Source organism: Candidatus Villigracilis sp. (assembly GCF_057083605.1).
The window spans coordinates 58,957-72,712 of sequence record NZ_JBXMTI010000016.1; the positions used below are offsets into that span (position 1 = coordinate 58,957).

General features: G+C 49.8%; 6 protein-coding genes. All 6 read left to right on the forward strand.

What is annotated here, in order from left to right:
• Window positions 1–289 precede the first annotated feature (289 nt).
• The 6 genes from AC14M5_RS03200 (at window position 290) to AC14M5_RS03225 (ending at window position 13,712) form a co-directional block, all read left to right on the forward strand.
• Window positions 290–3,484: an FHA domain-containing protein gene (locus tag AC14M5_RS03200; protein WP_484028185.1), complete on the forward strand. Its 3,195-nt coding sequence runs from the start codon at window positions 290–292 to the stop codon at window positions 3,482–3,484.
• A 6-nt stretch (window positions 3,485–3,490) separates the two neighbouring features.
• On the forward strand, window positions 3,491–4,438 hold the full coding sequence (locus AC14M5_RS03205) for a hypothetical protein (RefSeq protein WP_484028186.1): 948 nt from the start codon (window positions 3,491–3,493) through the stop codon (window positions 4,436–4,438).
• A 112-nt stretch (window positions 4,439–4,550) separates the two neighbouring features.
• Window positions 4,551–6,119 carry a serine/threonine protein kinase gene (locus tag AC14M5_RS03210; protein WP_484028187.1) on the forward strand — a complete coding sequence of 523 codons (1,569 nt, stop codon included), beginning with the start codon at window positions 4,551–4,553 and terminating at the stop codon, window positions 6,117–6,119.
• A gap of 348 nt (window positions 6,120–6,467) precedes the next feature.
• A complete protein-coding gene (locus AC14M5_RS03215) occupies window positions 6,468–10,022 on the forward strand; it encodes an AAA family ATPase (protein WP_484028188.1) in 3,555 nt (1,184 codons plus the stop codon).
• Window positions 10,023–10,134: 112 nt separating this feature from the next.
• A complete protein-coding gene (locus tag AC14M5_RS03220; RefSeq protein ID WP_484028189.1) occupies window positions 10,135–10,551 on the forward strand; it encodes an ester cyclase in 417 nt (138 codons plus the stop codon).
• 119 nt (window positions 10,552–10,670) lie between these two features.
• A complete protein-coding gene (locus AC14M5_RS03225; protein WP_484028190.1) occupies window positions 10,671–13,712 on the forward strand; it encodes a HEAT repeat domain-containing protein in 3,042 nt (1,013 codons plus the stop codon).
• Window positions 13,713–13,756: the final 44 nt, after the last annotated feature.

A 13,756-nucleotide genomic window follows, 5' to 3' on the forward strand; every position in this document is an offset into this window, starting at 1 on the left:
CATAGCCCATCGGTAGGGAAACAATTCTATCCGAATCTTTTTAGTTTAGCTGAGCATGGCGCAAGTATCACAGCGATTCCAATTAAACCAATAATCTGGCTTGAGAAAAATGATACTACCAACATCTCGATTTAATGGCTCTTTAGTATGGTTGGCTTGACATGCATTTCCGCAAAAAGGTATAATCTCATCAAAGTTATCTATTTTTGTGTTAAATCTCACGCAAAGGTGTGGGCAACACAATTATATTTTGGAACTGTGCTGACCATCTATAAAAAGGAACAGCCTCGTGACCCAATCAAACAGTTTTAAATTAATCCTGGTTAACGATCAAAGTAGCAGCGCCCCCAAAGAATTCGAACTAGTTAAATCAGAAATTATTATTGGCCGTGATGACAGCGCGGATCTAACCATTCCCGCTTCAGCCGTATCGCGCCGCCATGCCAGGCTCATGCTGGAAGGCGAAACTTACGCGCTGGAGGATTTGGGAAGCAGTAACGGAACCTTCGTCAACGGCGAGAAGTTGGCTGCGCGGCGTTCGTTGAAGACGGGCGATAAGATTCGGCTTGGGCAAACCATCAACCTGGTTTATCATGCGCCTGTTCTGGCCTCGGAGGAAACAGCAGAACGTTCGATGCCAGCAAAGACTGCCGTACGTTCCGGGCCTGCCAGGCCATCCCATGTAATGCAGACTATATTGGGGGAAGAACCAATACTAGCGGTTAGTTCAGGTCCGCGTCAACTAATGGTAACTATTGCAGGTGGAAGCACACAGACTTATCCATTAAACCGTCAGACCATTACGATCGGTCGAGTCGAGGGCAATGATATTGTGATCCCATCGCAGATCGTTTCGAGTCGCCATGCGCGGCTTGAGCAGGTGAATGGCGGAGGGTACAAGTTGGTTATGGTTCCCGAAGCTAAGAACCCGGTCCTGTTTGAGGGACGACCTCTTGACGGTTCACGCACGTTGCGTCACGGCGACATACTGAGAATTGGCAGCCTCGACCCCGGCATAATGGTTACGATGACCTACAATGCTCCAAGCGAGGCAGCACAGCAAGTAGAGCGGGATATTGTGTTCGGCGACAAGACACTCATCCAGATCGGACGGGACCCAAGCAATGACGTTGTGATCCCGTCTCAGAATGTATCGCGCTTCCATACTCAAATCGAAAAAGTGGGGCAGCGTTACCGCGTGGAGGATCTACGCAGTTCCAACGGTACATTTGTCAACGGAGAGCGCATCGATGGATCGGTATGGCTGAAATCCAACGACTCTATTCGTATTGGACAATATCGATTTGTGATGGGCAAAGATCAGCTTGCCGGATACGATGATGGGAATGGATTACGCGTTGATGTGATTGGCTTGAACAAGTGGGTGCGCAAGGATTTGAATATTCTTCAAAATATCTACGCCTCATTTAAGCCCAGAGAATTTATCGTCGTCGTGGGGCAAAGCGGTGGCGGCAAATCCACCTTTGTGGATGCGGTTGCTGGCTATCGCCCAGCCACCCCTCCCTCGAAAGTTTATGTCAACGATATTGATATTTACACTCATTTTGACGCGATCCGTAATGAGATCGGGTTCGTGCCTCAAAAAGATATCATTCACATGGAGTTGACTATCTATCAAGCGCTTGATTACGCTGCTCAATTACGTATGCCGGCTGATACATCACCGGAAGAACGGCACAAGCGCGTTATGGAAGTTCTCGAAGACCTTGACCTCACACATCGCAGGGATGTTCAAATCAGCGGGCTTAGCGGCGGGCAGCAAAAGCGCGTCTCCATTGGTGTTGAGTTGCTCACCAAACCAGGCTTATTCTTTCTAGATGAGCCTACTTCTGGTCTGGACCCCGGCACAGAAACTGCCCTCATGCAGTTGATGCGGCGTCTGGCTGATCAGGGACGTACCATTATCTTAATTACCCATGCCACCAAAAACGTAATGCTGGCTGATAAGGTGATCTTCCTAGCCAGAGGCGGTTATCTGGCGTGGTTTGGTCCCCCCGATGAAGCGCTGGCATACTTCGATCAATATCGTTCGGAACGCGCTCGCAGGGCCGGCAAGATCGAGTTCGATGAGATCTATGCTATTTTGGATGATCCGAGCAAGGGAAAGGCCGAAGACTGGGCCAAACGGTATCGTGAAAGCCAGGCTCATGTGGAGTACGTCTCAAAGCCTTTGGCTGGGAAGACATCCCCGGAACGGGCTGCGACTGTGCTTGAACCTGAAAGAGTGCTGACCAAAGCAGCCAATACGCGGCAGGTTTCCTCATTAAGACAGTTCATGATCCTTTCAGCGCGCAATATAAAAATATTGACCCGTGACCGCTTTGCCTTGGGCTTGATGCTGGCAACGGCGCCAGTTGTAAGTATGCTGGATGTGATCCTTTCCTTTGTGATGGGCAGAAATATTTTTGATTTCTATGTAGGTGACATGTCCCAGGTCATGATCACTCTTTTCCTGCTGACCATTTATGGCATTATGGTTGGCGGAATTTCGCAAATGCGCGAGATCGTGAAGGAACAGGACATTTACAAACGCGAGCGATTGGTCAATCTTAAAATCATGCCTTACGTGTTATCGAAAATATGGGTGGCCGCCTTACTGGCCCTCTACCAGGCGGTGGCCTACACCGTGGTGCATTATCTTGCGTTCAACATGCCGGGCGGCGTGCTCGAATTCTTCCAAATATATATCACCATGACCCTGGCTACCTTCGCGGGCATGATGCTGGGACTATTCGCTTCAGCGCTTGCGCCGAATGCAAGTTCGGCTCCGTTAATTGTTATTATCTTGATGCTGCCTCAAATTGTTCTGGCTGGAGCGTTGATTCCAGTGCCAAGCTTTGTGAGCGCACCCTTTTCAACGCGTTGGGCTTTCGAATCTTTGATTGCCATCACAGGCCCCGGGTCCGATGTGGCGGCGGATATATGTTGGGCCTTGCCTCCTGATGTGCGAGATGCTATGTCACTGGAAGACAAGGTGGCGAATAATTGCAAGTGTTTGGGTGTCAATGCACTAAAGCAGGAGTCTTGCAATCAACCTGGCTTGGGAAAATTTCACATACCCCTGGTCGATCAACCCCTACCAGTTGAACCCACCCCACCTCCTCCAGAACCTGCCCGCCCTGTGGAACCCCAGAACCAATCGGATAATGTCGCCATGGCGGAATTCTTTGCCAAGCTTAAGCTATGGGAAGCCGAGGCGGAAATTTGGAGGACGCAGGTTGACCAATACACCAGCGAACTGGCCGAGTACCAAACGGCGAAAGCTCAATTGGAGGTGGCAAGTTTTGGTGCAGAAGGTGTTGTGAGGACCTTCTACAACGGGTCAGGCTTTGCCTATGTTAATAAGAATGACACATTGGCTTATTACACCAAGGTTACATTAACATGGTTTGTACAGTTTTTGATCGTCATGATATTGTTTGGGGCAATTCTATACCTTCAAAAACGTAAAGATGTGGTGTAGGCTCAAATGAAAAAAACTCGAATTGTAATCCTGCCACTTGTGCTAATTGTGGCTTCGCTGGCCTGTGGTGTAGAAGGCGGCGATCCTTCGAAGGAAGCCACCCTCCAGGCCATCAGCGACCAGGTCCGTGGCACTGGTACGGCATCTGCAGGGCAAGGAGAACAAGCAACACCGGCGGTAAATTTGGACTCTGATTCGTTAACTGCAACTGCGGCAGCCTTTGCTCCAATCCTGGCAGAGTTGCCCAAATATGGAGTTCAACCTTCAGAGGGCAGCCTTGCCTGGGTGCATCCATCGGTTTCACTGGATGCATCTGGTTATCACCAATTCGAATACATCAATTATTATATTGGCACGCTTGCAACTGATTTCGTCATGTCTGCCGATATTACCTGGAATACAGTTGGCAGCACATCCGGTTGCGGATTTGTGGTGCGGTCAAATGGAAACGAGCTTGCACTAGATCAATATGTAGCCATCATCACACGGGTGGCCCAAGGACATTTCCTCTTCGCAACCATGGACGACGGAGATGTGGTCACTGGGCAGGACTTTTACCCCCGCACCCAGGATAAGAGTTTCAACTGGGAAAACGAGGCGACAAATCGCCTGACACTCGTTGGGCGCGGCAATCGTTTCTGGGTATACACCAATGGCATATTGGTTGCCGAGGTAGACCCAAGCAAGCCGCCGCCCGGCATATCGCTCCCGCCGGAACCGCAGAAGCCTGCGAACCAAAATGACGCACAGGCCATGGCTGTGTATCGGGCGAACAAGGCCGAATACGATGCGTCAGTCCAAGTCTTAAAGGCAGAATATGCTGCCCGCCAGCGGGCCTTCAATTCTGCAGAGACGGTTTTTTTGAAAGGCTTTACAGCCATGGTGGCGTTAAGCGAGGCCGGTCGCACCACACAATGCAAGTTCGATAATGCATGGCTATTCTTGATAGATTAGCCAACGCTTAGCCAAAACCGTGAATGTTGTTAATTGTGTTATGATGCGGCCTTATATTTAACGGTAATAATGACACTCAACCGAATTGATGTTTTTATGTTTAGGAGAGACGATGGCTAGCTTAATCGGAAAAACTATAAGCAAACGGTATGTTATTGAGGAAATGCTGGGGCAGGGCGGGATGTCGGCAGTATACAAAGCCACTGATCCAAATCTGAAGCGGGTGGTTGCAATCAAGGTCATCCACTCTCATTTATCCAGTAACCCCGATTTCGTCCAGCGATTTGAAGAGGAAGCCGCAGCGGTGGCGCAATTGCGTCATCACGGGATCATTCAAGTCCATGATTTCAATCGCGATGACGATTTGTATTACATGGTATTAGAGTTCGTACCGGGCGAGACGATCCAGGATCATATTAAACGACTCAACGATAGTGGGCGGAAGCTTTCGCCTGCCAAAGCCATTGAATACATGGCCAGCATATGCGATGCCGTGGATTACGCCCATCAGCGCGGCATGATTCATCGCGATATCAAACCAGCCAACCTGATGCTTACCATCACAGGCCAACTCATTCTCATGGACTTCGGTATTGCCAAGATCGTCGGCGGTACGCGTCACACCGCCACCGGAGCAGTTGTCGGGACGGCAATGTACATGTCGCCCGAGCAGATCAAAGGAGAGCAGCCCGACCGTCGCTCGGATATTTATTCCCTCGGTGTGACATTATTTGAAATGGTCGGTGGCCGCCCACCCTTCGAGGCCGATTCAGCCATGACCCTGATGATGATGCACATCAACGATCCTGTGCCCAACCCGAAGAAACTTAATCCCGATGTGCCGGATGCCCTGGTGGCAGTCATCAATAAGGCGCTTGCGAAGGACCCAAACAATCGTTATCAGACCGCCGCGCAAATGGCCGCTGCACTAAGAAATGCGCTTTCCGCTGGTGCATCTTCGCCCAAGGCCACCATGATGGAAGATGCGACAATGATGAAGCAGGCACGCGGAACAACGATAGAACCCGTAGCTGGCACTTACGTTGAAAATACACCTATTATGCCCGCAAGAGGGACAATGGTTGAAAGTTCAGCGCCAAGTTCCATGTACTCATCCCCATACTCATCAACGGCTGCACCTGCTGTCTCAAAAAAGCCGAGAGCGGCCATGGCCCTGCCGATGATTGCCGGGGCGGTGATTGGTTTGCTTTGTCTTATTGTTGGCGGGATTTTCGTAGTGAATCAAATCCTTGCGGCTGCCAACCCAGTTGAACCTACCCTGGCTGTTGTACCAACGGCTTCGGAGCTCGCAGTTGTAATCCCGGTCGCTACCGAGATCGCCACTGAAACTCCAATCCCATTGACTGCCACCCCTACAGGGCCATATGTAGTCATCACAGCCATTAGAGTTGAAGGTAATATTTATGCAGTGGATTATGAGGTTCATAATTATGACAGCTCACAGCACGTCCACATATTCTTCAACACCGTTCCGCCCGAGCAGGCAGGCTCTCCGGGGTCAGGTCCATGGAAATTGACCTGGGGTGCCTATGGAGACCCGCCATTCACACAATATACTATTGCCAACCGTCCGTCGAATGCGACACAAATGTGCGCACTTATAGCAAACTCCAATCACTCAGTTCAACTAAACACCGGAAATTGTGTAGATTTGCCATAAAGTTCTCACACTTTTTGCATTGAATTTCAAGCAACTGGGTATGGATCGCGACGATCCATACCCAGTTTGTTATATAACTCAAGTTGTCACCTTGACATAAAAAGAACGTGTCACCCTGAGGGAGCGCGTTCGTCGCGACCGAAGGGTCTGCGTTTATGGCGTCAGAGATGCTTCGGGGCGAAGAGCGCCCCTCAGCATGACACAACGAGAGTATAGCAGCAACATAAGTTATATATAAGTAACCCAGCCTGGAAACCTTATGCCGCCGTTCTTCATATATGCTAGAATATGACAAGTCTTGTCAGTTTTTTTCCATAGATTTATGTTTTGGCTTGAGGTTGTGACTGAGTGAAATGTCCTAATTGCCAGACCAGTAACCCGGACGAAGCAAAATTTTGCATGAATTGCGGAAACTCTCTCGCAGCGACTATTCATGCAACAGGTGGGGAAATTAATGTTCAAGTAAAAAACCAGGCATTGGATAAATTTATTCCGCGCGAGTTGATGACGAAGTTTGAAGCCGCTCGCGCACAAGATGCGATGGTGGGAGAACGGCGCGTCATCACCATGTTGTTCTGCGATGTCAAAGGGTCGACAGCCGCCGCGGAAAAAGTGGACCCCGAAACCTGGTCGGATATCATGAACGGCATTTTCGAATACATGATCCGCCCGATCTATAAATATGAAGGGACTGTGCCGCGACTAATGGGCGATGCGATCCTGGCTTTCTTTGGCGCTCCCATCGCGCATGAGGATGATCCGCAGCGCGCTGTATTAGCGGGGTTGGAAATTCTCGAGGGGATTAAAGAATACGCGGAAGACATCCGCCTCAAACATGGACTTGAATTTGGTCTGCGAGTCGGAATTAATACTGGCCTGGTCGTTGTCGGCGCAATCGGTTCCGATCTGCGAATGGAATATACAGCAATAGGCGATGCGATCAATCTCGCGGCGCGCATGGAACAAACTGCCGTGCCTGGAACTGTTCAAATCTCAGATGAAACATATAAGCTGGTTGCACCGTTTTTTGACTTTGAAGCCTTGGGAGAAGTTGAAGTCAAGGGCAAAGCCGCGCCAATCAAAACTTACCGTCCGCTGGGATTGAAGAAGAGCCCAGGTCATTTGCGCGGACTGGAAGGATTATCATCACCGTTAGTGGGGAGGGAATCGCAATTAGTTGAGCTCAATCAGAGATTAGAGAATTTGAAAATTGGAGCAGGATCAATTGTCAGCGTGATTGGCGAAGCGGGGCTTGGAAAATCCACCTTGATCGCAGAGTTGAAAAAGTCAAATGAAGGAGCAGAACTCATCTGGCTGCGAGGTGATGCATTATCTTATGCCCGCTCGGTCAGCTATTTTTCGTGGCGGCAGGTCATCCGCCAGTCGATTGAGGCGCATGAGAATGATTCTCCAAGTGAGGTGCGCGATAAATTGCGTTATGTTTGTGATTGCTGCACTTTACCTGGCGGGGATATGCCATTTTTAGAAGCCATACTTGCAGTAGAAAGCGAAGAAAGTTTGCAGGTTGTGCTGGGCTATCAGGGTGAAGCCCTGGTTCAAAGAATGGTAGAGGCTGTGCGGGGATACTTCTGCGGCCTGGCAAAGGAGGGCCCGCTTGCAATTGTGTTTGATGACCTGCATTGGGCGGATGAGGCCTCTTTGAATTTATTGCTCAGCTTGGCGGATTTGACCGATACACAACCGCTATTGTTCATTTGCATGTTGAGGCCCGATAAAACCGCGGCCAGTTGGGATGCGATCAACAAGATACAACAAAAAACAGCGGCACGTTATCACTCCATTTCACTTGAACCCTTGCACGAAGAACAAACTGATATGCTGCTGTCTAACTTGCTTGGCATGAAAGACCTGCCAAAAAACGTGCGGGATATGATCGTCCAAAGAGCGGACGGGAATCCGTTTTTCATTGAGGAATTAATTCGTTCCCTGATCGAAACAAAACAAATCATTCGTGAGAACAGTCATTGGCGGGCAGTGAACGAAGATGCAAAGGTTGTTCTTCCAGATACATTGCGCGGTGTGCTCGGCGCCCGCATTGATCGTTTACCCGAATTGTCAAAACATGTTCTCCAAAATGCGGCAGTCATCGGCCGTTCATTTGACCTGCGCGTCTTAAAACAATTGACTAGTTTGAACGGCAGTTTCGATACGCAGATTCAATATTTAAATGAAACGAGTCTGATCGAACCTTTTCGTGAGGAATATGCGTTCAGGCATGTTTTGATCCAGGAAGCGGCGTATGACTCAATTCTGATCAAGAAGCGCGTGGAACTCCATCGGCGTATCGGAGAAACGCTTGAAGAGCTTCACGCGAATCGAATTGAAGAATTTGCGCCGTTGCTGGCATATCATTTTTATGCCGCGCAAGATTCTCGTTCGCTGAAATATGACATCCTTGCAGGCGAGAAAGCCGCGCGTCTGTATGCCAATGTGGAAGCTGCAACTCATTTCAGCCGCGCACTCGAAGTGGCAAAACGTACGAAAGTGGAACCTGAACAAATTATCAATCTCTACAATCAATTAGGCTCAGTGTTTGAGTTGAGCGGGCGCTTTGAAGAAGCCCTGGCAACTTATGAAGAAATGCAGGCATTTGGTCGTCAGCAGGCAGACCGCCCGACTGAGATTAAAGCGCTCATGGCGAAAGCCACCATCTATTCCATCTTTTCCAAGTTGCATAACTCAGCACTCAGTGAACAGATGTTAATCGAAGCGCTTGAGATTTCCCGCGAGATCGAGGATCATGTCACTCAGGCAAAACTTAATTGGAACCTGATGATTACCTACTTGTTCTCGAAGCGGCTGGATGAGTCGCTTCAACACGGTGAGGTGGCTCTGGCGTTGGCGCGCGCTTCAAGCGACCGCGAGCAACTGGCTTTTGTGTTGAATGATTTATGCCGCCTGTATACATGCAGAGGCGAGTTTGAAAAAGCTCATGCTTCCATTCGAGAAGCGCGCGAACTTTGGAAAGCACTTGATCATCAGGTGATGCTGGCAGATAGTTTAGGCTCGGAGGCGGAAGCTTACTTCAACGCCGGGGAATACGAACAATCGCTGGAATACAGTGAACAGGCGCTGCAGATCTGCGAAAAGATCGATAACCTGTGGGGACAATCGTATGATCGCATGTTGATGGCGTTTTGTTATTTTGAAAATGGTCAATTGGGGCGCGGCATTCAACTGGCTGAACAGAGCAGTCAACTTGCAGATGAAGCAGGGTTGATCGCCAGCAGTATCAGCCTGCGTGCCGAACTGGCCTGGGTATATGCCTATTGTGGTGCCATGGAAAAAGGTCTGCCCTTGGTTGAACAGGCTTTACAAATCGCGGATGCCAAACAACCTGCCTGGAGATCGTTTCCGCAAGCCGCAAGAGTGCGAATGCATCTGCTCATGCATGACACTACATCTGCTGAAAAAATTATTGGAGATACATTGCTTCAACCCACTTCGATCCCCTACGCGCGCTACACCATCTTCGTCTGCCTGGCGAATATCGAACTGGCAATGGCAAAAAATGAATTTGACAAAGTGCTTTCACTTTCAAATGAATTACTGGATGAAGTTATGCCTCTTACGCGTGTGGACATTCCCGAAGTATTGCGCTGGAAAGGGAATGCTTTATTTGGATTGGGACGATTTGAAGAAGCGCTTCAAACCTTAACTGAAGCCTGCTCACTGGCCAAGCAAACTGATTCCAAGCTTCATCTTTGGGTGATCCTAACAGATTTGGCGAAGGTCCAATTTGAATTGGGGAATCAAAAAGAAGCCGAAGACAGTCTCGCAGAAGGTCGCAAAATCGTTCAACAGATCGCAGAATCACTGCACGAGGTTGGGCTCACCGCATCGTTTTTGAATCAGCATCGAGTTCAGAAGTTGATGCGCTAATTCGTCCTGAGCGGAGCCGCACGCTCTTGCCTTTGTGCGGCGCAGTCGAAGGACAGGTTCAAGTGAGACCTTGATTATTCAAAACTCAATGAATTCGACGAGGAAAATCATAATGTCCATCGAAGAGAACAAAAAAATCGTTCGGCGTTATCAGGAAATATACAACAGCAATGATTTGGGTGCCCTGACTGAAGTGGTCTCGGAAGATTTGCTCACACCCAAGATCATGCCTGGAATCCCAACGGGTATCGAGGGCGCAAAAGCTGCTCATCGGATTATGGTGGCGGCCTTCCCCGATTATCAAACGGTCATCGACGATCTATTTGCCGAGGGCGATAAAGTAGCGGCGCGCATCACCATGAGCGGCACGAATATCGGAAGTTTCATGGGCATGCCCCCAACTGGAAAGCATGTTTCATTTACAGGGATTTATATTGCCAGAATTGCTAATGGAAAAATTGTAGAACACTGGGGTGAAGAGGATTCAGTGAGCCTCTTGCAGCAACTTGGTGCATTGCCGAATTTATGAACATGATTGGAAACAATCCGCAGATTACGCAGATCAAAAGAAATAATCTGTGCCATCTGCAACATCGTACCCGAATGGGTAAATCTGCGGATGGATTTCATTATTCCCAATAAAACAAAATGCTGAATCGTCTTGCATCCCTATTGAAAGTTCGCCTTGACGAGGGCCGCCTGGTAATTCTGGTGGCCCTACTCTTCGCGTGCATTCAAGCGGGGCAAGGTATGGGTGATAACGCCGCCTCCGCGTTGTTTCTCCTTCGCTACGGTGTAGACTTTCTACCCTACATGTATCTTTTCCTGGGGGCTCTTACTTTTATTACTACCCTCGCCTACTCCGCCGCGCTCGGTCGATTCGACAAAGGCAAATTCTTTTCGGGGCTGATCGCGATTTTTATTGGATTGCTCATCCTCGAGCGCACAGCGATCCTTTTTCCATTTCCACTTCTGTACCCCGTGCTATGGTTGACCATCAACTGCGTGAGTATGATCCTCGGCACCTTCGTCTGGAATATTGCGGGGGAAGTCTGTGATGCGCGACAGGCGAAGCGGTTGTTTCCATTGTTTACCAGTGCGGGGATTCTCGGTAGTGTCATCGGCAATGCAGTCACTGGCGTCATTGCCCGTCTGCTTGGCACAGATAACCTGCTTCTTTTGTATGCAGTTCTTCTGGGCATTGCTTTTTTCCTCACCCGCAGCATCGCAAGCGGATATTTTCGCCAGGAAAAAGTTTTCAAGACCAAATCAAATCTCTGGAACGACCTGCGTGCAGGCTTCGACTTTGTGCGCGTTTCCCCCTTGATGAGATTGATCGCTTATTCATCCATCCTGTTCTCAGTATTATTTTTTGCAATTGCATTTCCATTCAGCAAAGTCGTCACGGCCTCGTTTTCAGATGAAGCAGGTGTAGCGGGTTTCTTTGGTTTATTCAATAGCATCACCACCGCTTCCACATTTCTTGTGTCGCTGTTTCTCGCCAGCCGCATTTATACCCGCCTCGGCATCATCAACGGCGTGTTCCTCATGCCACTCACCTATATTTTTTCCTTTGCGGTCTTCTCAGCTTTTTATGATTTGAACGGCGCTTCCATTGCGCGCTTTGCACAATTGGTTATTCTGGCTGGCATCGCGGGCACGGCTTGGAATGCATTGTTCAACGTTGTCCCTTCGCAAAAACGCGGCCAAGTGCTGGCCTTCAACAACGGTGTGCCTTCGCAAATTGGCGTTGCGCTTTCGGGCATCCTGCTTATCGTTGCGGAGCGCGCGCTTACCGTCCAGCAGATTTTTTTGATGGGCACAGCACTTGCCTTCGTGTGCGGCGTCTTCATCTGGCGGATGCGCAAGGCATATTCCCAGGCCTTAGTGGACGCATTGCAAGCGGGCCGTCTTGAGGTATTCAGCGTTAACGAATCTGCATTCACTGGATTTCAAGGTGATGCGGCTGTGCTGGATGTCGCCATGCGAGCCTTGCAGGATTCAAAAGCGACCACGCGCCGACTCGCTGTGGAAATGCTAGGAAGGATGGGAGCCGACTCTGCCATCCCAACCCTAACCCGCCTCCTTTCCGACCCCGAGCCTGGGGTGCGTGCCTCAACAGTTTCTTCGCTGGGAGCTTTGCGCGCCAATTCCGCTATCGAAGAGATCATCCTTCTCCTTGCCGATCCCGAAGAACAGGTGAGGGAAAAAGTGCTGGCTGTCCTCCCAAAATTGGAAATAACTGCTTCCCTTGAACTGACTGCAACGATTGCCGAACTCGCGACGAACGACCCGTCGTTGGCAGTGCAGGGAAAAGCCATTGTCGCGCTGGCAAGGCTCGGCGTAGTGGATGAAGCGACGTCACATTTGACTCCGCGACTCAACTCGGAAGATTCCCGCGTCCGCATTTCGGCTTTGGAGACGATCAGTGAAATTGCGCCGTATCTGAATCCTTCTTTCAATATTCAACCGATCATGAACTCTCTCGAAGATTCATCAGTAGCCATTCGCCGCGCCGCCATATCCGCCCTGGGAAGTTTGAAAGATGAATCCATTAGCAAGACACTGGTTAGGTATTTGACGGACCCCGATGCAAGTGTCCGTAACATAGCCGCAGAATCATTACGCCAACGGAGTGACGAAAGCCGCGCGCTCGTGCTCGAAGTTTTTGAAACAGAAAACTCAGCAGTGGATTCCGCCCTCGATGCCCTTGCCCCAGGGAATCCAGGATCGCTTTCTCCGCTGCGTGGGTATGCCCGTCGCGAGACCATTCGCGCGCGGACATTGCGGAATCAGTCAGCCAGTTTTCAATCGTCAGGACGTGCAGCCAGCTTCCTGCGCGATTGTTTGCGTATGCAAGCCTCGCTCTGCGAAGGGCGGCTGATAAAAACCGTCGGCTTGTTTGGTGATACGTACACAATGGAACTTATCCGCAAAAGTATGAACGGGGCAAATATCGAAAACCGCGCCGCCGCTCTCGAAGCGTTGGATACGATTGGGGATAAACAACTTGCAAAGAGTGTGGTCTCACTTCTTGAAGAAGAACCCACAGCATTCGACCCATCGGATGTAGTTGCAATTTTGCTAAAAAATATGAACCCCTGGCTTCGGGTTCTTGCTATTCGTTCCACCTCTGAACTCGGCTTGCGAGAATTTATCCCACTATTACATCAATTAAAATCAGGCTCAGATGCGCTTCTACGTGAGGCCGCGCTTGGAGCCTTGATCCAGTTTGGCGAGGAGAAACCTATGGATACTCTGAAAACCGTTTCCATCCTGGAGCGTATTTTATTGTTGCGTGAAATTCCCATCTTTGCCGACCTTTCCCCTGAAGATTTGAAACTCGTGGCGGAGATGGCTCGCGAGGAATGGTATCCGCAAAATACCGTCATCTTCCACCAGGGCGACGAAGGCAACATGATGTTTGTGATCGTCGAAGGGCACTTGCATGTTGTAAGGTCGACCAATGGAATCGAGCAAGTACTGGCGCAACGCAGTTCAGGTGATTTCCTCGGTGAGATGGCGATCATAGAATCCGCGCCGCGCTCGGCCACGCTTCGCACCCAAACCGACGTCCGCGTGCTGGCTATTGACGGTGAGACCTTCAAAGGAATTTTGCGTGAGAGGCCCAATGTCTCTTTTGCTGTATTACGCAGTCTCTCACGCAGACTGCGCGAGATGGTGGTGTAAACACTTCTGCAATTTAGATGTTACTACCCGACATTTGAACCGCG